This window comes from Burkholderia singularis, from assembly GCF_900176645.1.
GTDB classification, from domain to species: domain Bacteria; phylum Pseudomonadota; class Gammaproteobacteria; order Burkholderiales; family Burkholderiaceae; genus Burkholderia; species Burkholderia singularis.
Genome location: NZ_FXAN01000034.1, coordinates 31,794 through 55,966, shown reverse-complemented (window position 1 = coordinate 55,966; position 24,173 = coordinate 31,794). Strand labels below are relative to the sequence as shown.

The 24,173-nt window shown below is 64.5% G+C and carries 16 protein-coding genes; 10 read left to right on the top strand and 6 right to left on the bottom strand.

Annotated features, from left to right (window positions below; translation table 11 throughout):
* Positions 1-78 precede the first annotated feature (78 nt).
* Positions 79-888 carry an enoyl-CoA hydratase gene (locus tag BSIN_RS04040; protein WP_089339566.1) on the top strand — a complete coding sequence of 270 codons (810 nt, stop codon included), beginning with the start codon at positions 79-81 and terminating at the stop codon, positions 886-888.
* A gap of 231 nt (positions 889-1,119) precedes the next feature.
* Here BSIN_RS04040 and alr read toward each other — a convergent pair whose 3' ends face one another.
* A complete protein-coding gene (gene alr / locus BSIN_RS04035; protein WP_089339565.1) occupies positions 1,120-2,247 on the bottom strand; it encodes an alanine racemase in 1,128 nt (375 codons plus the stop codon).
* A 365-nt stretch (positions 2,248-2,612) separates the two neighbouring features.
* Here alr and BSIN_RS04030 point away from each other — a divergent pair, with 365 nt between their 5' ends.
* From BSIN_RS04030 to egtD, 3 genes are all read left to right on the top strand, one after another.
* Positions 2,613-2,993, top strand: coding sequence for a DUF427 domain-containing protein (locus tag BSIN_RS04030; protein WP_059514630.1), 381 nt, complete (start codon positions 2,613-2,615; stop codon positions 2,991-2,993).
* 167 nt (positions 2,994-3,160) lie between these two features.
* Positions 3,161-4,399: an ergothioneine biosynthesis protein EgtB gene (gene egtB, locus BSIN_RS04025; protein WP_089339564.1), complete on the top strand. Its 1,239-nt coding sequence runs from the start codon at positions 3,161-3,163 to the stop codon at positions 4,397-4,399.
* Positions 4,400-4,403: 4 nt separating this feature from the next.
* Entirely contained in the window at positions 4,404-5,375 is a 972-nt protein-coding gene (egtD, locus tag BSIN_RS04020) for an L-histidine N(alpha)-methyltransferase (protein ID WP_089339598.1), read from the top strand.
* A gap of 204 nt (positions 5,376-5,579) precedes the next feature.
* Here egtD and BSIN_RS04015 read toward each other — a convergent pair whose 3' ends face one another.
* From BSIN_RS04015 to BSIN_RS03995, 5 genes are all read right to left on the bottom strand, one after another.
* The gene (locus BSIN_RS04015) at positions 5,580-6,251 is read right to left on the bottom strand and encodes a DUF2894 domain-containing protein (RefSeq protein WP_089339597.1); all 672 of its coding nucleotides are present in this window, start codon (positions 6,249-6,251) and stop codon (positions 5,580-5,582) included.
* Complete coding sequence (locus BSIN_RS04010; RefSeq protein ID WP_089339563.1) at positions 6,244-6,891, bottom strand: OmpA family protein; 648 nt, start codon at positions 6,889-6,891, stop codon at positions 6,244-6,246. The genes BSIN_RS04015 and BSIN_RS04010 overlap by 8 nt, the downstream gene beginning before the upstream one ends.
* Entirely contained in the window at positions 6,888-8,990 is a 2,103-nt protein-coding gene (locus tag BSIN_RS04005) for a DUF802 domain-containing protein (RefSeq protein ID WP_089339562.1), read from the bottom strand. The genes BSIN_RS04010 and BSIN_RS04005 overlap by 4 nt, the downstream gene beginning before the upstream one ends.
* 10 nt (positions 8,991-9,000) lie before the next feature.
* Positions 9,001-9,720 (bottom strand): DUF3348 domain-containing protein, encoded by a 720-nt coding sequence (locus BSIN_RS04000; RefSeq protein WP_256583607.1) that lies wholly within the window; start codon positions 9,718-9,720, stop codon positions 9,001-9,003.
* 443 nt (positions 9,721-10,163) lie between these two features.
* Positions 10,164-13,178, bottom strand: a complete 3,015-nt coding sequence (locus tag BSIN_RS03995) for a GH92 family glycosyl hydrolase (protein WP_089339560.1) — start codon at positions 13,176-13,178, stop codon at positions 10,164-10,166.
* 644 nt (positions 13,179-13,822) lie between these two features.
* Here BSIN_RS03995 and BSIN_RS03990 point away from each other — a divergent pair.
* The 6 genes from BSIN_RS03990 (at position 13,823) to BSIN_RS03960 (ending at position 24,067) form a co-directional block, all read left to right on the top strand.
* A complete protein-coding gene (locus tag BSIN_RS03990) occupies positions 13,823-16,483 on the top strand; it encodes a GH92 family glycosyl hydrolase (protein ID WP_089339559.1) in 2,661 nt (886 codons plus the stop codon).
* Between the two features lie 110 nt (positions 16,484-16,593).
* The gene (locus BSIN_RS03985; protein ID WP_089339558.1) at positions 16,594-19,479 is read left to right on the top strand and encodes a glycoside hydrolase family 2 protein; all 2,886 of its coding nucleotides are present in this window, start codon (positions 16,594-16,596) and stop codon (positions 19,477-19,479) included.
* Positions 19,480-20,040: 561 nt separating this feature from the next.
* Positions 20,041-20,289 carry a hypothetical protein gene (locus BSIN_RS03980; protein ID WP_089339557.1) on the top strand — a complete coding sequence of 83 codons (249 nt, stop codon included), beginning with the start codon at positions 20,041-20,043 and terminating at the stop codon, positions 20,287-20,289.
* A gap of 712 nt (positions 20,290-21,001) precedes the next feature.
* Positions 21,002-22,099 carry an NADH:flavin oxidoreductase/NADH oxidase gene (locus tag BSIN_RS03975; RefSeq protein WP_089339556.1) on the top strand — a complete coding sequence of 366 codons (1,098 nt, stop codon included), beginning with the start codon at positions 21,002-21,004 and terminating at the stop codon, positions 22,097-22,099.
* Between the two features lie 371 nt (positions 22,100-22,470).
* Complete coding sequence (locus BSIN_RS03965; protein ID WP_069235694.1) at positions 22,471-23,541, top strand: AI-2E family transporter; 1,071 nt, start codon at positions 22,471-22,473, stop codon at positions 23,539-23,541.
* Between the two features lie 127 nt (positions 23,542-23,668).
* The gene (locus BSIN_RS03960) at positions 23,669-24,067 is read left to right on the top strand and encodes a hypothetical protein (RefSeq protein WP_059514613.1); all 399 of its coding nucleotides are present in this window, start codon (positions 23,669-23,671) and stop codon (positions 24,065-24,067) included.
* Positions 24,068-24,173 lie beyond the last annotated feature (106 nt).

Below are 24,173 nucleotides of genomic sequence, written 5' to 3'. Positions count from 1 at the left end.
GCCCGTATGGGCCGTTATCGGCGCATATCGGCCCGTATCTGCCTGGCAACGAACATACATTCCATCCAGGAGGACGACATGGACACGCCCAGCCCACCGCCGTCGCTGCCGCCGCTCGTGCGCGACGACGCCGATGGCGTCACGACGTTGCGATTGAACCGGCCGGCTCAATTCAACGCGCTGTCGGACGCGCTGATCGATGCGCTGCTGCACGAACTTGCCGCGCTGGCCGACGATCCGCACGTGCGCTGCGTCGTGCTGGCTGCGCAGGGCCGCGCGTTTTGCGCCGGGCATGATCTGCGCGAGATGCGCGGTCGGCCGGATATCGAGTATTACCGTGACCTGTTCGGCCGGTGCAGCCGCGTGATGCAGGCGATTCAGGCGTTGCCCGTGCCGGTGGTCGCGCGCGTGCACGGGGTGGCGACGGCGGCGGGTTGCCAGCTCGTCGCGTCGTGCGATCTTGCGATAGCGGCCGATACTGCCCGCTTCGCGGTGTCCGGCATCGACGTCGGGCTGTTCTGCTCGACGCCCGCCGTTGCGCTGAGCCGTAACGTATGCACGAAGCGCGCGTTCGACATGCTGGTCACCGGCCACTTCATCGATGCCGCGACGGCGTGCGACTGGGGGCTCGTCAACGAGGCGGTGCCGGCGGAGGCGCTCGATGCGGCCGTTGCGCGCACGGTCGAGCGGATCGTGTCGAAGTGTCCGGCAGCGGTGCGCTACGGCAAGGCGATGTTCCACCGGCAGCGGCAGATGCCGCTCGCCGACGCTTACGCGTATGCGGCCGACGTGATGGCGCGCAATATGATGGAGGCGGACACGAGCGAGGGCATCGATGCATTTCTGGAGAAGCGGCCCGCGAGCTGGCATGTGCGAGCGCGCTCGTGACGGTTCGCGGCCGCGGCGGAACGCGGTAGGCCGTCGGCCGGCATGCGCCGAACCGGGCTTTCGATTAACCAAGGCCGGGCCGCCGCGATTGTGTCGCGGCATTGTGCGCCGATGTCCGCATGTTCGACGCCGCGCCGGTAAGCGCGCGGCGTGGCCCGCCGAGGCCGCCCGGCCAGGTTTGACGCCGCGCTTTGCCGGTGCGAGCGGGCGCGCGCCGCGGCGATGTCGCGGCTATCGGCCGAAACTTCCGGTGCGCGTGCCGCAGATTAGTTGGTGCGCGGTTGCGTCCAGCGGGTCGACTCCGACCGGCACCCGCCGCGCGAGCGCGCACATCAGCTCGTAGCCGATCGTGCCCGCCGCTTCGGCCACCTCGTCGACGCGAACCTGCGTGCCCCACAGCTCGACCGCCGAGCCGACGCCGGCCGTCGGGCACGGCGTCAGGTCGACGGTCAGCATGTCCATCGAAACGCGCCCAACCACCTGCGTGCGCACGCCGTCGACAGCAATCGGCGTACCCGTCGGCGCGTGCCGTGGATACCCGTCCGCGTAGCCGCAAGCGACGACGCCGATGCGCATCTCGCGCTCGGCGGTGAAGCGGCGGCCATAGCCGACCGTTTCGCCTGCCGTGACAGTTTGCACGCCGATGATGCGGCTTGTGACGGTCATCGCCGCGCGCAGCGGTACGTCGGTGATATCGCGAACCGCGCCCGTGGGCGATGCGCCATACAGAATCGTGCCGGGGCGCACCCAGTCGCGATGCGCGCGCGGATGCCACAGCACCGCGGCCGAATTCGACAGCGTGCGCTCGCCGGGCAGGCCGGCTGTCGCCGCATCGAACAGGCGTATTTGCCAGTCGATCTCGCCTTCGTCGGCGTTCGCGAAATGCGTCATCAGCGCGATCTTGCCGATCGACGGTGCAGCCGCCGCGCGCTCCCATGCGGCGCGGAACGCGTCGAGCCGGAAGCCGAGCCGGTTCATTCCGGAATTCATCTTGAGTTGGATGTCGATCGGCCGGCTCGGCTTGGCCGCCGTCAACATGTTCAATTGATCGTGGCCGTGCACGGCAACCGTTAGGCGATAACGGTCGGCGATCTCGATATCCGTCGCGTCGAAAATTCCTTCGAGCAGCAGAACGGGCTTCGTCCAGCCGAGTTCCCGCACCCGTACCGCTTCGTCGAGATCAAGCAGTGCGATTCCATCGGCGGCATCGAGCGCCGGATAGACGCGCTCGATGCCGTGACCATATGCGTTTGCCTTGACGACCGCCCACACGCGCGACGCGGGGGCTTTCTGGCGGACGAGCGCGAGGTTGTGCGCGATCGCGTTGGGATGGATGCGGGCGGCGATGGGGCGGGGCATGGAAATGTCTGCGAATGGACGAAACAGAGAAAAAAGCGGTAACGAACCGCAGGTGCATGGCAGCAGTGCGCTGCCGAAACACCGGTACGTGCCCGAGATACGTATTTTCCGTATGAGATGGGATAGCCAGTGTTACGCGCTATGATATGTTGATGTGTGTGGTTGTATTTAACGTATTTATCGATTTTTTAGTAAAAATTGACGTAAATTTTTTACGGGCACTCGCGCTGCAGCTAACGGTTAATGTGGCGGCGATGGTTCGAAGGTTCCGGCATCGGAATTCGCGGCTGGCCTGTCGCAGAGCGCGCCATAGCAGGATACGATGACGCCGAAGTCCGACGAGTTTCGCAACCGGAGGCGTTGTCATGTCTGAGCACACCCTTGCCGTCAAGATTCCCGGCCCGGATCATCCGATCACGATCGAAGCAACGGGCGCACGGGTTGTCGTCACCGTGAACGGCCGTCCGCTCGCCGATACGCGCAACGCGTTGACGCTGCGCGAGGCGGCGTATCCGCCCGTACAATACATTCCGCGCGACGATGTCGACATGACGCGGCTCGCGCGCAGCGCGCATGCGAGCTATTGCCCGTACAAGGGCAGCGCGTCGTACTACAGCGTCGACGATGGCGACGGGAGGCGCGTCGACGCCGTGTGGTCATACGAATTACCGCACGACGCCGTCAAGCAGATCGCCGGCCATCTCGCGTTCTATCCCGACCGGGTCGATTCGATCGCGATCGGCTGACGCGCATCGGCCACCCTGGCGTCCGGCGCGCACCGCGTCAGACGTGCCGATTGCACGTGCGGCATGGCGATGTCACAGGTATGTCCTATTCTCTTTGAGATGTTTTCCGTTGAGCGCATTGGCCGGTGCAGTGCACGAGCCGGATCATCCTGTCGGGACGCAACGCAATGACGAACCATGAAGAACCGGCGCGCGACGTCGCGCGCCGCCTCGAGCGTGACTTCGCCGATGTGCGCCGGTATAGCGTCGAGCTGGCCAGGCCGCTGTCGGCCGAGGATCAGTCGTTGCAGTCGATGCCGGACGCAAGTCCGACGAAATGGCATCTCGCGCATACGACGTGGTTTTTCGAGACTGTGATCCTGGCGCGCCATGCGCGCGGCTACAAGCTGTTCGATGCGCGCTATCCCTACCTTTTCAATTCGTATTACGAAGCACTCGGCCCGCGTCACGCGAGGCCGCAGCGCGGGCTGTTGTCGCGCCCGTCGCTCGACGACGTGCACCGCTATCGCCGCTACGTCGACGCCGCGCTGCTCGAGTTGTTGCGCACCGCCGACGCGTCGTCGCTGTTCGCGATCGAGCCGGAGATCACGCTCGGTCTGCACCACGAGCAGCAGCATCAAGAACTGATGCTGACCGATATCCTTCACGCATTTTCGCTTAACCCGCTATTGCCCGCGTACCGCAGCGACGCCGGCACCGTGCCCGCCGATGCGCCCGCGCGCGCGAACCGCGCGGCGCGCTGGATCGTGCGGCCGGGAGGCATCGTCGAAATCGGCCATGACAGCCGCGGCTTTTCGTTCGACAACGAACGGCCGCGCCATGCGGTGATTCTGCAGCCATACGAGATTGCCGAGCGGCTCGTGACGAATGGCGAGTACGCGGCATTCATCGAGGACGGCGGCTATGCTCGCGCGGAGCTTTGGCTTTCCGATGGCTGGGCGCTGGTTCAGCGCGACGCATGGAAGGCGCCGCTGTACTGGATCGCGGCGGACGCGGGCGAGGGGCTCGGCTGGCGCGAGTTCGGGCTCGACGGCCTGCGGCCGCTTGCGCATGACGCGCCGGTGTCGCATCTGAGCTTCTACGAAGCGGCCGCGTATGCGCAATGGGCAGGCGCGCGGCTGCCGACCGAATTCGAATGGGAGGCGGCATTCGACGCGCCAGGCATCGAACAGATGACCGGGCACGTGTGGCAATGGACGCGCTCGTCATATGAGCCGTATCCGGGCTTCAAGCCGCTGGCGGGCATCGCGGCCGAATACAACGGCAAATTCATGGTCGGGCAGCAGGTGCTGCGCGGCAGCAGCATCGCGACGCCGCCGGGCCATGCGCGTGCGACATACCGCAACTTTTTCGCGCCGGCCGCGCGCTGGCAATTCACGGGGGTACGCCTTGCGAGAGATCACTGAACCGATCGACGATGCCGCGCACGCGGCGCACAGTGCGATGCGCACGAGCGCGTTCGGCCGCGATCTGCTGGCCGGATTGCGTAGCTGGCCGCGCAGCATCGCGCCGAAGTATTTCTATGACGTGGCGGGCTCCGCGTTGTTCGATCGGATCTGCGAGTTGCCGGAATACTATCCGACTCGCACCGAACTCGCGATCCTGAAGCGTAGCGCAAGTGAGATTGCCGAGCGCATAGGCCGCGACGCGAATCTGATCGAGTTCGGCGCGGGATCGCTCTCGAAGGTCCGCGTTCTGCTCGATGCATGCGCCGCGTCCAATCCGCCCGTGCGGTATCTACCCGTCGATATTTCGGCCGATCATCTCGCGCATGCGTCGGCCGCATTACGCGACGCTTATCCGTGGCTCGACGTGCGGCCGGTTGTCGCCGATTATCTGCATGCCGAACAATTGAGCGTGATCGAGCAACTGCCGGGGCGCCGCGTCGGCTGTTTTCTCGGCTCGACGATCGGCAATTTCTCGCCGGACGAGGCCGCGTCGTTTCTGCGGCGCATGGCCGTGTTGCTGGCGGGCGGCGGGCTGCTGATCGGCGTCGATCTGGTGAAAGACGTGGCGATCCTGCATCGCGCATACAACGATTCCGCAGGCGTGACGGCGGCGTTCAATCTGAATCTGCTCAAGCGAGCGAACGCGGAGCTGGGTGCGGATTTCGCACTCGATGCGTGGGCGCATCGAGCGTTTTACGATGCCGAGCATCAGCGCATCGAGATGCATCTCGTCAGCCGGCGCGCGCAAACGGTGCGCGTAGCCGGTACTGCGTTCCGGTTCGACGAGGGCGAGACGTTGCATACCGAGAATTCGCACAAGTTCACGGTCGACGGGTTTCGCGAACAGGCGAGGGCAGCGGGATTCCAGCCGGCGGCAGTTTGGGTCGACCCCGCGCGGCTGTTCAGTCTGCATTGGCTCGAAAGCCGGGGGTGAGGGTGCGGGGTTGGCCGAGGCGGCAACGCGCATGCCTCGGTGGCGTCGGTGATCGTTCATCGCAAGCGGCTTTGATGGCGCACACATGCAATGGCTCTCACGTCTCGTTCGTTCTTGGGCCGGCTTGCGCGAGCCGTGCGCCGTCGCCCGTTTTTATATAAGCTGCGCTTGCGTGCATTGCGGCGCTGCATCGGCCGGCGGGCACTAACGCTCGCGTGAACGGTTTTTCTGTTTTTTGCTATTGGCGGCGCGTGGCGCGTCGTTGCCCGCCGCTGCGTTGTCGCCGGTCATGTGCTCGACCCAGGCGAGCGCATCCACATACGACAGGAACTGCTGTAAATACCCCGGAGACAGCTCGCGCATCGACAAAAGCGAGCGATGCACAAGGCTGCTCGAATTGAGCGGTCCGGCGTTTTTCGGCACTTGATTCAACGATTGCCGCAACTGCCTGTCGGTGCTGAGTTTCGACCAGATCTGGCGGAATGCGCCGAGCATCTCGAGTTCCGGGTAAGCATGACGCGGGTGCAATGCGTGATGGGCCGGGTCGCGATCGTCATCCGGCGCCGTATGCCGCGCGGCGATGGCGTCGATCAGCCGGCCCAACTCGCCGCGTGCGGGCGGATGCGCCGCTGCAGACGGCGAGGTTCGAGCGGTCCCGCCGCCGATGGACGCGGCGTGTCGTTCCACCGCATTCGCATAGGACGACAATGCTTCGGATAACTTCTCGTCCAGCAGGCGGCGCGCCTCACCGCTATGGTTCGCCGCGCGCCGATGCAGCGCGGCGATGAAGCGAAAGCGCACCGGGTCCAGCCGATCGGCACCGCACTCGCGCCACGCGTCGAGCATTGCTTGCGCACGCGCGCCGACGCTATTCACGATGCTCACCGCCGGAAGCCGTTGCCCTCGGCACGGGCGCAATCTCGACGCGCCGGTTCTTGGCGCGGCCTTCGTCGCTCGTATTCGCACTCACCGGCTGCTCGGAGCCGAACGCTGCGACGAACACCGACGACGACGGTACGCCTTCGCTGATGAACGCGCGCGTCACGGTCAATGCGCGTTGCGCCGACAGCTCCCAGTTGTCGGCGAATCGGCGGTTGCCCGCATGCACTAGCTGATCGTCGGCGAAACCGCTGACCATCAGGATTTCGTCATGCGTTTTCAAGTAAGCGGACAGCGGCCCGGCGAGGCTCTTCAGCAGATCGCGCCCTTCGGGCTGCAACTGATCGGAATTCAGCGCGAACAGCACGCTGCCGCTGATGCCGATGCGGCCGTTGACGAGCGTCACGCGTCCGGCCGCAAGCGGGCCCGCGAGCGCCTGCTCGAGCGTCTGGCGGCGCTGCGCTTCCATCTGGCGCTGCTTGAGCGCGTCGTCGAGCCTCGACGACAACTCCAGCTGCACGCCGATGACGCTGACCAGGATCAGCATGAAGGCGCCGAGCAGCACCGACATCAGATCGCCGAAGGCCGCCCAGATCGGCGCGCCCGATTGCGCGCCGTCGTCGATTTCGTCGCTCATGCCGTTTCGGCTCCGGCCGATGCCCGCTGGTTCGCGAGCCGTTGCAGATCCTCGATGATCTGCTTTTGCGCCAGCATGCTGAGATCGACGACTTCCCGGGCTTGCGCGACGTAATAAGCGAGTTGCTCGTCGCTGCGCGCGACGGATTTGTCGAGCGCGGCCTCGATGCGTTCCAGATGGGCGAGCAGCTTGTCGTTCGACTGTCCGAACAATTGGACTGCCGCGCCGAACGCATCGCCGAGGCTCGCCACGTCGACAGCGCCTGCGGCAACTTGCGCGGCGGCCACGGTCAGCTTGCCGGTTTCGGCTTCGACTTGATCGGCGAAGCGGCCGCCGACGCGTTCGAGCAGATTCGCTGACGTCGAGATCAACGCGTCGATCGCCGTGCGCTGATCGGTGCACGTGTGGTTTACCGCGTCGAGCAGCGTCTCCAGCGTCGCGAGCAGGCGGCCGCGCTCGTCGAGCATCGCCGTGTCGCGGGCCAGGCTGTCGGACAGCCGCTCGCGCAACTCGGCGATGACGGCGGCCGCGGCCTTCGGCGCCTGTGCCGCGGCTTGTGCGAGCTGCGAGATTTCGGCGATCGTGTCGCGCGCGTGCGCTTGCGTTTGCGCCGAGATGTCACGGGCGGTTTGCGCGAGCGTGTCGCAGATTGCCTGCTGCCGGCTGGCGGTGTGCGCGCCGGCTTTTTCCCATTCGCTGCGCAGCTTGGCGGCCATCTCGCCGAGCGCGTCGGTCCAGGCCGTCAGCCGTTGCTGGTCTTGCGATTTCAATTCGGCGTGCCAATCGGCATGCGACTGTCCGAGCGTGTGCAGCAGTGATGCGCAATGCTGCTCGAAGGTTGCCGCAGCGGTTTCGAGCGCACGCTGATTGCGCTGGGCTAACTGCTCGTTGAGGTCGGCTTGCCGGGCGAGCGCATCGTCGCACGTTGCCGATACCGCGTCCGCCGTGGTTTCGACGCGTGCCGAAACGTTCTCGAGCAGGCTGGCCGAGCGCTGATCGAAGGTTTCCGCGAAGCGATCGAGCGCCGAGCGCAGATGTTGCACGAGTGCTTCGTTCGTGCGCCGATGCTCGACGAGCGCATCGTTCCAGACTTGCGCGGCGGCCGCGGCCGCCGCGCCGAAACCGCTCGACAGGCTGTCCAATTGCCGTTGGACGGCATGCGAGACGCTGTCGTGCAGCGATGCCGCTTCGCGGGCAAGACCCGCCATCGTTGCTTCGATGACCGGCTGAAATGCATCGCCGGCAACACGCGCGCTTTGCGTGGCGCTGTCCTTCAACGATTGCGCAACCGACGACGCAAGATGTGCATAAGCGGTTTGCGCATGACTCAGGAAGGCTTGCTGACTGGCGAGCTGACGCTCGCTTGCGTCGACGCTGCGTTGCTCGACGGCCGCCATCATCGCTTGCAGCCGCTCGGCGAGAACCGGCATTGCTTCGGCTTGCCGTTGCAGCAATCTGATGGTTTCGTCGCGCCGATACGCGTGCGAGTAGACGTGCAACGCCGTGGCGATCTTACCGTCGAGCGTCTGCGCGGCGACGAGCCGTTCGCGCTTGCACAGTGCGGACAGCAACCCGAGCATCGCCGACGTCGCGACGCCCGCGATCGATGTGCCGAACGCGAAACCAAGCCCGTTGACGGGCGCCGCCAGCGACGCGCGCACTGCCTGTAGGTTCGTTGCGCTTTCGAGTGCCGCGCCGGTGCCGCGCAGCGTCGCGACCATGCCGAGCAGCGTGCCGAGCATGCCGAGCAGCACCAATAGGCCGACGAGGTAGGGCGTCAACGCAGGCCCGGGCAGCGCGGCGCGCTCGCCTTCGATGCGCAGGCGCACCGCACCGCGCAGGCTCGGATGCAGCCGTTCGAGCCATGCGCCGAGCGCGGGCGGTGGCTCGGACAGGCCGTCGAGCGCTTGCGACAGCGTGGTTGTCGCTTGCCGATAGCGGTGCAGCTCGAATGCGCCTGCCAGATAGCAGGAGCCAATCAACGCAGTGACGGCGAGGGCGAGCAGGTTCGAGCCGGCGTAGCCGGCAGCGATCCAGCAGACGATGGCCAGACCGGCCAGAAAGACGACGAGATTGAAGTTGAAGCGATGTCTGGACATGATGTTCCAGTTAGCGGGTGCGAAGGGCCGCGAGCAAGCCCTCGACCGGTTGAAAACGAATATCCAGCTCGGCGAGCAGCACGCGCTGCATGTCGTGGCGGAACGTGTCGAGCCACGCGCCCGCCGCGACGGGCGGGCTGCTTTGCGAAGCCGGAGCGTCGGCCGCGAGCGCCTGCTGCTCGGCATCGCGCAGCCGTGCGAAGTACGTGCCGAGCAATGCGGGCACGCACGTCAGCAGTTTTTGTTCGCGCGTGCCGAGCGCCTGTTCCATGGCCGCGTCCAGTGCGGCGAGCCGGGCGAGGCGTGGCGTGGCCGTGGCCAGCATGCTTCTCAAGCGCGCGCGCAAGGTGCCGATATCCGTCTGCATGACCTGTTGCATCGACAGATAGTGCTGGCGGAATTCCGCGTAATCGGCGGTGGCGGGCGCGGCGGCGGCCGCATCCCGCGCGATCGCGTGATGCGGCTGCGCGCGATCGCGCTTGGCGTCGGCCGTGCCGCCGATCACATCGGCCAACGACGCACGCGCGCGCGCGCACAGACGCTCGGCGTTACTTCCGGCGCCGGCGGCGGGTCGAGCGTGATCGGCCGTGGCCGGCGGCTTGACGTTCAGTGCCGACGACAGCGTGATCGCATCGGTCCAGCCGAGCCATTGGCTCAGCCGGTCGGACAACGGTTGCCGGGGCTCGGAAACGTCGATTTCCGCCAGGCGAGCGAGTAGGCGAATCAGCATGGGTCCGCTGAGCGCGCTTCGCTGCGGGACTTGCTCCATGTCGCGAGTGAGGAAAAAAGGCAGAAGTTTACACTCTGGCGACGGCGAGGCCGGCGAATTGGGAAATCGACGATGTGCGAGCGGCTGCCGTTGCTGGAGCGGCGGCGTTCGCGGACCTTCGTTTTATTCGCGCGCGGCGTCTCGCGACGGCCGGCTAAGCCCGTGTCGTGATCGGGCCGGCTGCCGTGTTCGCGGCGCAAGAGAGGCGGGGCGACGGCGTGCTTGTCGTCTGTGGAGCGGGCCGCTGCGCGATGGGCGCACAGGCGCAACGGCGGTTACCGGGCCCTGGGTTTCATTGGAGCGCAGCCCGGCCGATGTTCGGAAGGCGCAGGGGCTCGCCCCCCGCGCATCAGGCCGGGCCGGCGTCACGCACCCGGCCCGTGCCCGGCGGGCGGATCGAACCGTCAGCCGCCCACCGTCATCGCAAACACGTGCTGGCGTCCCCGATCGACCTGATAAGGGAACGTCACGCTTTTTACGGGCCGCGCCGGATCGAGCGGCTGCGTCCACTGGAACACTTTGGCCGGCACGCCGTCTTCGGTGCCGTCCATTCGAAGACGCGTGGGCGTCGTCAGCACGACGGTATTGTAAGGGCCGGGCTGCCGGCTGCCGCCGTTCAAGGTCCAGTCGTCGAAGGTCAGCTCGAGCGTGGCTTGGGTGCCGTCGGCATAGGTCACCACCAGCTTGCCGGTGGATGGCCCGTTGCTCGCGCTGCCGAGCAGCGACAGCGATTTGCCGCGTACCGGCGTGGCGAAGGTGATCGTTTGGCCCTGGACGATCATGTTGTCGAGCCCGGCTTTACTGTCAGGCCAAGCGAACGTCAAGCCGTTCAGCGTCAGCCGCGAGTTCGGCCGCACGCCGATCGCTGCGAGCGCATCCCGAGAATAGCGCGCGCCCGATCCGTCGAACGTATTGCCTTCGGCGGCCTGCTCCGGCGTCGAGCCTCTCGCACCCGTGCCGACGTTGTTCAGCGCGTCGCCGATGCTCACGAAGCCGTCGAGGCCATAAGACGGCAACCGTCCCGCCGCCGCCGCGCCCCACTGCGACGGCGCGCTGCCCAATGCGATGTCGAGTCGCGCCACCTTGCGCAGATCGTCCTTCAGCCAGACCCACGGTGCGTCGAGTGCGGCGCCGTTGAGCGCCGCGCTTTGGATGTAGCGCGATTGCGCGCCGTTGCCGGTCGTGTTGATGATGAGTTGCTTGTGGCCGTCGGCCCAGCGCACGACGGCCTTGTCGAACACGGGCGAATGCAGCGCGAGCCCGCCGACCGACTGGATGGCCGGGTACGCGCCGAGCGCGGCCCATACGTACCACGACGAGACCGCGCCGAGATCGTCGTTGCCGGGCAGGCCGCCCGGCCCGTCGTTGAATACCGGATCGATCCTCTCGTCTGCGTTGCCGTTGATGATGTCGCGCACCACCTTTTGCGTTCGCCACGGGGCGCCGGCCCAGTTGTAGAGCCACGGCGACGAAAAGCTCGGCTCGTTGCCGATATAGAAGTGCGGCGGCGACATGCCCGCGTTCAGGTTCGAGAAATAGGCGTCCAGCCGCTTGACGACGGCGTCGTTGCCGCCCGACAGCGCGAAGAGTTCGCGCGTGTCGTGCGTCATCATCCACGTGTATTGCTCGGCGTTGCCCTCCACCATGTCTTGGTTCGCCACCGGCGACAGATTCCATGAGCCGTCGTCATAGCGCGGCAGAATCTGCTTTTGTTGCACGTTGTACATGTTTTTCCATTGCGCGGCGCGCGCGAGGAACTGGCGATACGCGGTTTCGTCGCCCAGCGATTTTGCGAATGACGCGATCGCGAAATCGACCGTGCTGAATTCCGGCGTAAGCGAGCCCGCCCACCAGCCGCGGTCGAGCGAGACGTAGCCGCGCGTCAGGTGGTCGTTCATGCGGTCGTCGCCGTCGCGCGGAATCGTGCTGCCGCAGCGCACGACCCGCTTGTTGCCGGCCAGCTTCATGTACTTCAGCGCGCTCGCGGTATCGAACCGGGTCGCGCCGAACGCGTAACCGCCGACGACGACGGGCACGCCGGAGTCGCCGGGCATGATGCCCTGGTCGACGTTGATCGGCGACCAGCGCGGAATCGCGCCGCACTGTTCGGCATCGGTGACGAGCGATTGAAGCATATCGCTCGTCTCGCGCGGGAACAGCATGCCGAGCAGCGGCATCAGGCTGCGGTAGGTGTCCCAGTTCGAGTAGTTGACGTATTGCGTGCGGTTGCCCGTGACGCGATGAATCTTCTGATCGAAGCCGATGTATTCGCCATTGACGTCACTGTTGACATTCGGCGACAGCATCGAGTGATACAGCGCCGTATAGAACTTGCGCTTGTCGAGCATCGAGCCACCGCTTACCTGGATCGTGTTCAAGCGGTTGTTCCATGTTTGGTCGGCGGCTTTGCGCACGCCGTCGAAGTCCCAGTTTTTCGCCGGATTCTCCGCGTCCAGGTTCTGCTTCGCGTTGGCGACGCTGACGTATGACAGCGCCACTTTCATCAGAACCGGGCCGGGCTTCGCGGCGAAGCGCACTTTCGCATTGCCCTTGCCGAGGTCGGTGGCGGACTTGTCGATGTTGCGATCGAACTGGATGTAGAAGTAGACCGTGTAGTTGCGCGCTCCGCAGAAGCCGCCGCCGACGGTCGAACCCGACAGTGCGTCATTGCCGCTGTAGCCGATGCTGCCTTGGGTGGACGGTTTGGTGTTGGTGCGCGTCGCATCGATCACGAGCGTAGCCGGCTGCGTGTTGGCGGGAAAGGTGAAGCGCCCGAAGCCGGTGCGCGTGGTGGCGGTCAGCTCGGCCTTGATGCCGTCGTTCAGGACGACGCGATAGTAGCCCGGCGATGCGGTCTCGTTCTCGTGCTTGAAGTTCGCGACCGGCTTGACGAGATTCGACGCCACGGCAGCCGGATCGAAGGTCGGCATGATCGGCAGTTCGCCCGAGTTGCCGTCGCATCCCGAGCCGCTCATCTGAGTCAGCGGAAAGCCGATGATGGTGTTCTCGGTGTAGACATAGCCGACCGGCGTATCCTTGCCGCCGCCGGGCTTGATGCTGGGCGTCATCGGCGACCATTGCACCATGCCGAACGGCGTGGTGGCGCCGGGGAATGTGCCACCGCGCTCGCCTGCCGGCACGGGGTCGGTTGCCCGCACGCTGGCGTTGGCTGTGCCGATGAACGGGTTGACGTACTGGGTGAGCGCCATCTGCACGTTACGCTCTTCGGCTACATCGCTTGCGTTCGCGGATGCGCGCACTGCCTCGCCGGGCGCGGCGGGTGCGGAAGTCTCGGCGTCCGCCCGATTGTTCGCGGCGTTCAAGACGGCCGGCGACGCTGTGCCGTCATCGCCGTTGCAGCCGGCGAGCAGCAAGCTCGCGGCCAATACCGCCAGTGCGGCATGATTGCTTCGTCGCATGAGTCGTCCTCGTGAATGGTCGCATGGGCATACCGGAACTATCGCCGCACGCATTCGCGTTCATGTGGCCGCTCGCCGGTCGAGCGGCAGAGTCGAGATAAAAAATCGCATTCCTGACTAATCGAATCGGCCGTAAACGCAGATGGATTCGACGGCGAACGACATCTGCGTGTCGGGTTGTTTGCAAACTATGGGATTCGTGGCGGAGCTGTCAAGGAAATCGCGTGATTGCAATTACTTAAACAAGCTAAACACCCCGTGACGAATGCATGAGGGCGGATGGCGGTGCCGAGACAAAGCGCTCGGGAGCGGGGATTTTCGCCAGTGCGAACAAGAGAGGCCGGCGTCGAAAACGGCCGCGCCTTCGCGTTCGATCGAACTTACCGTGCAAGCTCTTTTTGGCAAGCCTCGTATGTTCAGGTGTGCGCGCGGACACGAAACATGTCCGCGCAAAAGCTAAACTGAAGCGTGGCAGGGTTTTCCCAGATTGCCCGGCCGATTCCGGGAAACCAATACTGCCACCAAAACATTCCGAGGGCCGTGCGTTCACGAGTTTTCCGAACGGCTCATCCTTTTCGGCCACGCCGGTATTGCAACCATCTCGGCATGGAATCGATCGCTACATTTGAAATCCTAAATAAAAGATGAAGCATCTTCGATCGTCAATTGTTGCCGCGCTGGCCGGTGCGGCGCTTGCCGCGTGCGGCGGGGACGACACGGTAACGGGCGGGCCGTCTGTTGCCGGCATCCTGTCGCCGGGATCGGTTTCAACGGAATCGTCAACGGCGGCGATGTACCGGCAACAGTCGGCAAAGCCTGAGCGGGTCGACTTGGCGTTGACTCAATACGTGAATCCGTTGATCGGCACTGCCGTATCCGGAGACAGCGGATACGCGGGCAATGTCAACCCCGGCGCCAAAGTGCCGTTCGGCATGGTGACTTTCGGACCGAACACGCCGCGCCACGATTTCAACGGATCGGGCGGTTATCTCTCTGCCGCGTCGTCGGCAAACGGAACCATCGATTTTTTCAGCATGACACATCTGTCCGGCGTCGGCTGCCCAGGCCAGGGAACGGTCGCCATGCTGCCGAACGACAACGGCGCTCCGATCATGGGCGCGTGGGGCCCCTCCGGCGCAGGCTACAGCTATCGCAACGAGGCCGCGGAGCCGGGCTACTACAAGGTCAAGCTCGACACCGGCATCATGGTCGAGTTGAGTGCGACCGCGCGAACCGGCAGCGCGCGCATTCGCTACACCGACAAGAACAAGGGGTTTTTATCAATCGACACGACGCTTAACGGCAACAGCGATGCATCGGGCGCGACGCCGATCTCTTCGTCCAACGTTGCGTTGACCGTGGGCCGCGACGGCAAATCGATATCCGGCCAAAGCGTGGCTCCCGCGTTCTGCACGCCCTATGGCACGCCCTGGAATTCACCGGTGTACTTCCATGCGACTTTCGACAAGCCGTTGCGCGCGCAACCGGGTTCGTCTCGGCTCAATACTGCGAGCAACGGCGCGGCAATCCTGCAATTTGACTTGACCGACGCGGACAAGATCGTTCACATGAAAATCGGCATTTCGGCTGTCAGCATCGACAACGCGAAACGCAACCTGCAAGCGGAAAATGCGAACGCGTCATTCGACGACGTGAGGAAGCGGGCGTCGCTCGCATGGAACGACCGGCTGAACGCCGTGCAGATCGATCAAGCGGCGGCCCCCGCCAAGCTGACCGGCGCGCAACGCGACAATCTGACCAAGTTTTATACCGCGCTTTACCACGTGTTCGGCTCGCCGACTGTCTATAGCGACGTCAACGGCGATTTTCGCAGCATGCGCCAGCCGAAGGTCGGCGGCAGTTATCCGAAGCGGGACCCGGCGGGCTCGGTTCCCGTTCGCGATACCGTCAACGTAGCGGACTATCGTTATCGCCAGATGGACGGCAAGCCGGGATCGTACCGCACGCATTACACGGGATTTTCGCTTTGGGATACTTACCGTTCGCAGGCACAGTTGCTGGCATGGCTCGCGCCGCGCGAATCCGGCGACATGATGCAATCGCTGACGGTGGACGCGCTGCAGTGCGGTGCATTTCCGCACTGGGTCGATGCGAGCGACGATTCGACGCCGATGGCGGGCGACAACGCGCTGAACGTGATGGCAGGCGCGTACAAGTTTGGCGCAACGCATTTCGACGTGGTGGCTGCCGCGCGTTTGATGAAGCAGTCGGCGTTCAATCCGGCAAGTGCCTGCAATGACAATGCGAGTGCGCCGAATCTGACCGCCTATTTGACAGCGCATTACTACACGAGTGCGAATTCCGGACATCCTTCATCCGAGCAGATCGAGCGCATCAATAGCGACCGTTCCGCTGCCGCATTCCTGCAAGCGCTGCCGGCGAGCGTGCTGGCCGATCCGTCGGTCCAGGTGACGCAAGCCGATATCGACTCGCTGTTCAGACGGGCGTCATGGTGGACCAACATCTACGATCCGGCCAGCAAAACGCTCGCCGCCCGCGCGGCGCCGCCACCCGGCTCCGTGCCCGGCACGCTGGGGCCGTTGACCGCAGGCTCGTTTCACGAGTCGACCGAACCCAACTACTTCTGGAGTTTCGCTCACGATTGGACGGCGCTGATCCATGCGATCGGCGGCAAGGCCGCCGCCGTCACGCGGCTGAACAAGCTGTTTTCGATCGATACGGCGCTTTCGGTCACGCCCGGCTCCGCGCAACTGAACGGCGGCGAAAGCTCGAACGGCTACTACATCGGCAACGAGCCGTCGTTTCAAGCGCCGTGGGCCTATAACTGGGCGGGCGCGCCGAGCGCGGCGCAATACGTGATCCCGATCGTGATGAGCAAAGCGTTTTCGACCGCGCGCGACGGCCTGCCGGGCAACGACGACATGGGCGCGACGTCGAGCTGGTATGTGTGGGCGGCCCTCGGCATGTTTCCCGTGATTCCGTCGGAGGCCGGGCTGGCGTTGTCGACGCCGCAATTCGGCGGCATGACAGTCTGGTTCGGCGACGGCAAGAAGTTGCGCATCGAGACCGACCAGCCGGCCGTCGACGAAACGGGCCGCGCATCGCAGCGGTTCGTCCGCTCGCTGAAGCTCAACGGCGCCGATTACGCGGGCTCGTGGTTGCCGCTGGGTTCGATCGCGAATGGCGGGACGTTGCGTTACGCGTTGTCGCCTGGGCCGACCGATTGGGCGGCCGCGGACAGTCTGACGCCGCCGTCCGGAGCGAATGCGGACTATGCACGCATGACCGCCGGCGCTCCGCCGGACGCGGGGCGAACGCGCTGACGCCGATGCGGGGCGGGGCAAGCATGCGCACGCGGTATTCGGCCGGATGCGGGCCCGATGCCGGACGTGCGTTGGCTTCGGCGGTGGGAGCGTGAGCACGAGCGAGAGCGATGAAATCGACACAACGCCGCAAATTTCTGGTGCGCAGCGCTGCGCTGATCGGCAGCGGCTGGTTGGCCGCCTGCAACGACGGCGCAGGCGATCCGGCCGCGACGCCGGAACGCCTGGCCGGCAACGCGCGCGGAAATCCCGCAGATAGCCCGCCGGACGAGATTCCGGCGACGTCGCCGACGAATCTTGCAGCATCGGGTGAAATCTCCGGGCGATGGACATTCGCCGCCGCGTCGGACTGCCCCGGCCTCAACGGCGCGCGGCTCGCGAGCGCCGGCGGCATGGCGCGCATGTCGGCCGCGACGGTGCCGGGCACTGCGTTGAGCAGCATGATCGCCAACGGAAAATATCCCGACCCGCTATACGGCAGGATCGTGACCGACACGATTCCCGACACGCTGAAAGATACCGACTACTGGTATCGCACGACGTTCATCACGCCCGCGCTGCGACCGGGGCAACGTCTGTGGCTGCGTTTCGACGGGGTCAATTACAGGGCGGCCATCTGGCTCAACGGCGCGTTCGTCGGCACGCTCGAGGGCGCATTCAAGCACGGCTATTTCGACGTCACCGAGCTTGTCTCGGCAGCGGGCGGAACTGCCTATTTGGCGGTTTGCGTGATCAAGCTCGATTTCTCGGAAAGGCCGCTGAAGCCCAGCTATTCGAGCGGCGTGACGCGCGGCGGGCGCAATGGCGGCCCGAGCGGCGTCACACTGAAAAACGGTCCGACGTTCTTCTGCTGCGCCGGATGGGATTGGCTGCCGACGATTCCCGACCGCAACCTCGGCATCTGGCAGCCGGTGTCGTGGTTCACGACGGGCGCGGTGCGGATCGCCGATGTGCGGGTCGACAGCGTGCTGTCCGACGACTTGAGCCAGGCGACGCTGCGGCTCGACGTATCGCTCGATAACCGCACCGGCCAATCCGTCGCTGCGGTGCTGATCGGCAAGATCGGCAACGACATCGCATTCAGGCGCACGATCATCGTTGAGGCTGCCGATCAGCCGGTGACGTTCTCGCTGACGCCCGCCGAGATACCGGCACTCACGCTGTCGAATCCAAAGCTTTGGTGGCCTAATGGATATGGCGAGCCGCATCTCTATGCGGTGTCGGTCGCCATCGAATGGCGAGGGCGGATCTCCGACGAGCGAACCGTGAACGTCGGGCTGCGGCGCATCGAGTACGCGCGTGACATCGGCTTCGGTCCGCAGTTGAGCATCACCGTCAACAAACTGCCGATTCTCGTGATGGGCGGCAACTGGGGGCTCGACGAGGCGCTCAAGCGAATCCCGCGCGAGCGGCTGTTTCATCAAGTCAGGCTGCATCGCGACGCGAACCTGAATCTGATTCGCAACTGGAACGGCCAGAGCACGAGCCGCGATTTCTTCGATGCATGCGACGCCTACGGCATCCTGGTATGGCAGGATTTTTTCTACTCGACCGAAGGGCCCGCGGCGGAAAACGTGATGCGCGATCTCGACAACATCCGGGACGTCATCGTTCATTACCGCAACCATCCGTCGATCCTGCTGTGGTGCGGCGGCAATGAAGGCTCGCCGCCGCCCGCACTCGTCAGCGGTCTCGACGCGTTGGTGACGGAGTTGGACCCCAGGCGCCTGTGCCTGACGAGTTCGGCGGGCGATACCGGCGCCGGCGCGGTGAACGGCTACTCGTCCGGCGGCCCGTACAACTGGGAAGCGCCGCGCGCTGCCTTCGGGCGCGGCTACGGCGCATCGCAGGTTGCGTTCCATAACGAAGTCGGCTCGCATTCGATTCCGACGCTGGAATGCGTCGAAGCCATGCTGCCGCCATCTTCGTGGGAATGTCCCGACGATTTCTGGGCGGATCGCGACATCAACGGCAATGGCGCCTATTACGCCCAGGTGGGGCTGCAAGGCGGCGCGGGATACATCGCGACGACGGGCGCGCGCTACGGCGAAATTCGAAATCTTGCCGATTTCGTCCGCAAGTCGCAGATGATGAACTACGAATGCATCAAGTCGATCTATGAGGCGAACGCCGCCGTGATGATCGGGCCGGCAACCGGCAAGGTCACGTCGCCCGCGACAGGCGTGATCATGTGGATGACGAATCCTGCGCAGCCGAGTTTCGTCTGGCAGATGTACAGCCACGACCTTGAGCAGCACTCGTCGTTCTTTGCCGTCCGGCGCGCTTGCCGGCGCGTCAACGTGATTCTCGATGCGAACACGTTCGACGTCACGATCGCCAACCATACCGCGAGCGCGGTATCGGGGCGTGTCGAGACGCGCGTGTACAACCTCGACGGCACTCCGAGCGGCAAAGCCGCATGGAGCGATGGGCACGCTGCGCCCGCGTCCTATCGGATCGTTGCGAATCTTCGCGCACAGATTGCGTCGGCCACGTCGGACGTTTGCATCGTGACGCTTGCGCTGCACGATGCGATCGGCTCGACGCTTGCCGAAAATCTCTACTGGTGTCAAAGGAACGGGCAGGACGCCGCTTACGCATCGCTCGATACGATGCCGCCGGCCGCTCTCGCGATCCGCGCATCGGCGGCGGAAGTGGACGATGGCACCGCGCGCATCACCGCCGATGTGAAAAATATCGGCCGCACGATCGCGCTCATGACGCACCTGCAGCTATTCGATCAATCGAGCGGCCAGCGCATCTTGCCTGCGTTTTATAGCGACAACTATCTAAACTTGCTGCCCGGTGCGTCCACGCGGATCGTCATCGACGTGCCCCGTGCGGCGATGCGGTCGCTTTCCCGTGCGGGGCTGCGTGTCGATGGCTGGAAGATCGACCGCGCCAATTCCAGATTGGGCGCGCATGGCGTGCCGGTGACCTTCAACGAGCGGGCGCTTGCGGTTGCGCCCGTGACGGGCGTGTTTGGCAAATGCTAGAAATGCGGGGCGGGCGGGCTTGTGCCGGACACGGCGATGCGTTGTTCAATTAACCAGTCCGATCAAGTCCCTTATATTGGAGCGCTATTCCGGAATTATTAAAGGCGCAGTGTGGTTGGCCCGTTGATTTTTTGAATTATGGTCGATCCTGTTCGGTAATTAAAAATAGAATAAGCCGTCTGCTAATAAAATAAAAAATTGCCTTTCGATAAACCTGGGTTGCTTGAATATGCTCTTGCTTCAATCAATAAAAATGTGAACGGAAAAATAAAATTCGATCGCAAGGAGCGAGAAAATGAAACAGCAACTCGTGGTTACCCTGGCAACATATGCCCGGCTTCAATTGAGGATCTGTGCAATGGCCCCCATGCTGGTGGTCTTGGCCAGTTGTGGAGATGCCCGCGCGGGTTCGCCAGTCTCGACTGCCTTGATAAAGGCGGTTGCTCCCGTCAATAGGTCGATTCGACCAACAGCTATGCTATTCAACTTGCCTTCAACGGACTGAAACCTTGGCAGATAACGACTTCGTCGGCATCGCTCACGTGGACGCCAAAATTTTCAATGGCGGTTGTCGCGACCGGCTGTGCAATTCAAACGACATACGATGACGGTACTGTTTCGCAGAAAACTTATGCCGTCAGCAATGCGCCAGGCTATTACACTTGCATAGATTCGTCGGGGAAGGTCGTGACGGTGAATATCCCGATCGGCAGCGCGGCGTCTACGCATGTGTCGAAGATCATTGCGATGACTTATTACAACGCCTCGGCGACGAGTATTTTGAAAACGGGGCTGCCGGCCTATCAATGATGTCTGAATAAGCATGTCGAATGCGCGCCGTGGCGGAAGTGGCTGCGGCTGCATCGATAGACAAAACCGCGTGGCCTGGCCAGCACGACCGAAAGCGCATAGCGCACGTACCTTTACCGAGCATGCCCGTTATGGGCGCAACCGCAAGCGCCCGTTTGCTGAAGATCACTGGCACGTCATCTGATCCGAACAGGGATTGACGCGATCGATTTTGCCGTCATCGGCATGCAGCCCCGCGCAGGAAAGCGGCTGCATGCCGCACGACGCGCATCGATGAAGGCCTGCGAGGAGGAAGAAGAGGCGAGCCGGTCGGCGGCTGGCAGCCGATCCGTTGATCGCGCCCTGGGGAAAACGTGTGCGACGCCGCTTTGGTTGGTGGGAGCGGGGAGCCGAGCCGGTCAGGCAGATCAACGTAGAAGCATGGAATCCTTACGATCAACGGCCCGCTGCTTGCCCGAAAGTCCTGCTTCTTCTATGGTTTCTAGACGACCGGTCTAATTTATCGATATCATCACGGTTCGTTACGTCGGCGTGGGGCTGCCATAGCCTGGGCATTGCGCCCGGCGTCCACGCTGGACTGCACAACGAGGGCCCCGCGAATCGTATTTTTTATGATTTTTAAGACGACCGGTCTAATAGGCTCGTGCATCATTCGTGTAACTGACCGGTAGCCGTCGCATCCACTGTAACCCGCAGCAAATAGGAGCATTACATGCCCGCATTGTTCGAACCGTTTCAACTGAAAGACATCAAGTTGCGCAACCGCATCGCCGTTCCGCCGATGTGCCAGTACGTTGCCGACGAAGGCGTCGTCACCGAGTGGCATCACGTGCACCTCGCGAGCCTTGCGCGGGGCGGCGCGGGGCTGGTGATCGCCGAGGCGACGGCGGTGTCGCCCGAAGGCCGGATCACGCCGGGATGCGCGGGCCTCTGGAACGACGCGCAGGCACAGGCGTTTGCGCGCTCGGTCGACGCGATCAAAGCCGCGGGCGCGGTGCCGGGCATTCAGTTGGCTCACGCGGGCCGTAAGGCGAGCGCGAACCGCCCGTGGGAAGGCGACGATCATATTCCCGATGGCGATCCGCGCGGCTGGCAGACGATCGCACCGTCAGCGGTGCCGTTCGGCGCACATCTGCCGAAGGTGCCGCGCGCGATGACGCTCGACGATATCGCGCGCGTCCAGGCCGATTATGTCGCGGCGGCGAAGCGTGCGCGCGACGCGGGCTTCGAATGGCTCGAGCTGCATTTCGCGCATGGTTATCTCGCGCAGAGCTTTTTCTCGGTGCATGCCAACCGCCGCGACGACGCATACGGCGGCTCGGCGGAAAATCGCGGACGCTTTCTCGTCGAGACGCTCGCGGCGGTGCGCGAGGTCTGGCCGGAGCGTCTGCCGCTGACCGCGCGTTTCGGCGTGATCGAGTACGACGGTCGTGACGACGAAACGCTTGCCGAATCGATCGAGCTGACGAAAAGTCTGAAGCGCGAAGGGCTCGACATGCTAAGCGTTTCGATTGGTTTCTCGACGCCGGAGGCGAACATTCCATGGGCGCCGGCCTTTCTCGCGCCGGTTGCGCAGCGGGTCCGCCGCGAAGCGCAGATTCCGGTCGCCTCGGCATGGGGAATCGATACGCCCGAACTCGCGGAGCGTGTCGTGGCGAACGGCCAGCTCGATCTCGTCATGGTCGGGCGCGCGCATCTGGCCGACCCGCATTGGCCGTATCGCGCGGCGCGCGAACTTGGCGCCGAGCGGCCGTCGTGGACGCTGCCCGCGCCTTACGCACACTGGCTCGAACGTTATCGCGTGGCCTGAGCGGCTGAGCGACTGCTCGGCCGGCGGCGGGGCATACGTGTTTCGGCGCGCACGGCCGGCAAGCCGGGCAAGAGCGCAGCGCAATGCCATGGGTGGGGCGGCGGACGGCATGGCTTGCGCGCTATGCCGTCCGCGCATCACGAAAATCTCCATGATGGAAACTGCCGCGCACAAGGCTGGCGGAATTCATCCGCGATGTTGCACGGCAGCGGAATCGGCGGCGAAGTGCCGCGGTTGCGCTGGCTGATCGATATCCCGCCATCGGCGCCGCCGACTGGCGCGACGGTTGCCCATCGCACCGGCTGGGCCGCGCGCGTCCATTAAGATGAGGGCTTCGCTGACATCGAGCCCTTCTTCTTTCAGGCATCCTCATGGTTCAAAACGCTAGCGTTGCCCCGGATTCTCCCGGCCGCCCGAGCCGGCAGTCGATCGCACTCGGTGCGTTGTATACGGCGCTCGTCGCGCTTGCATTGTGGGTGATCCGCGATTTCATTCCCGCGATCGCATGGGCAGGCGTGGTCGCGATCGCGCTGTGGCCGGCACTGCGCCGCATCGATACGTACCGCTGGTTTCACGGCCGCACGACACTGGTCGCGACGGCGCTGACGACGGCCGTTGCACTGCTCGTCGTCGTGCCAATCGCGGTAGGGCTTGCCGAGGCGGTCGATCAGAGCCATGAGCTGTTCGGGTGGCTGCATCGCGTTCAAGAGACCGGCATTCCGGCGCCGGATGCGCTGTCGCATTTGCCGTTCGGCGCGCAGCAGGCGCGCGCCTGGTGGCAGGCGCATCTGGCCCAGCCGTTGCATCCGGCGACCGCGGTCAAGGGCGTCGACGGCGGCGCAGTGATGACGTTCGGCCGGCATTTCGGTTCGCGGCTCGCGCACGCGGCGATGCTGTTCGGCTTCATGTTGGTTACGCTGTTCGTGATCTTTCAGGCGGGGCCGCGCCTGTCGGGCGCGCTGCTGACGGGCGTGCAACGCGCATTCGGCGAGAACGGCGCCGCGCTGCTCAAGCGAATGGCCGCGGCGGTTTATGGGACGGTGACGGGGCTCGTCGTCGTCGGTTTCGGCGAAGGTGTGCTGCTCGGCATCGCCTATGCACTTGCCGGTTTGCCGCACGCGGCGCTGCTCGGGCTCGTGACGGCTATCGCGGCGATGCTGCCGTTTTGCGCGCCAGTCGTATTTTGCGGTGCGGCATTGTGGCTGTTCGCCCAGGGCGCGGTAGGCTGGGCGATCGGCCTGGCGGTATTCGGTTTCGTGGTGGCGTTCGTCGCCGAGCATTTCGTGCGGCCGGTGTTGATCGGCAGTTCCGCGCGGCTGCCGTTCCTGCTGGTGCTGTTCGGCATCCTGGGCGGCGCGGAGACGTTCGGGCTGCTCGGGCTGTTCGTCGGTCCGGCATTAATGACGGTGCTGACCGTATTGTGGGCGGAATGGGTCGATTGATCGTTGAAGCGGGAGGAGTTCGCGTTGTTTTTCGGACTTCTTTTAGAAATTCAACAAAAGGCAGCCGAAACGTCGATTACGATCGGATTTTTCACTGCGCCGGCGTTGTGCCGCAGGGTTACGCAGCATGGCATTCCAGACGACGATCCGAACCGCCTCCGCCCAAGCGCTCGCTTGCCCGCTCGCCGCTGCGTTGGTGGTCAGCGGCTGTTCGTGGTTCGGCGGCGCCGAAACGTTTTCATACGCGAAGCTGCCGGTGCCCAGGGCGGCCGCGCAGCCCGGCGCGACACAGACGCAAATCGTCAAGGCCGGCGGCAATCCGGCGAGCGTGCGGATGATGCGCAACGGCGCGGGCGTTTGCTACAACTACGATCTGTATCACGGCTACGAACATCGTTCGTACTACGTCGTGTTCGACCGGCGCGGCGCGGTGGCGCGGCACGGTTTCGCGACTTGCGCGGAGGCGGACCGCAAGGCGTTGCTGCACGACAGCGGTAACGGCGGCCGCCCGGCCACGCATACTTAAGCGCAGGCGGCCCGCTCGCGGCGGGCGGCCTGCACCGCAGACGGCCGATTCGGCGCGCGGCGCAATGCCAGCCGCCGGGCCGTTCTGCCCGTCCGGCATGGCGCAC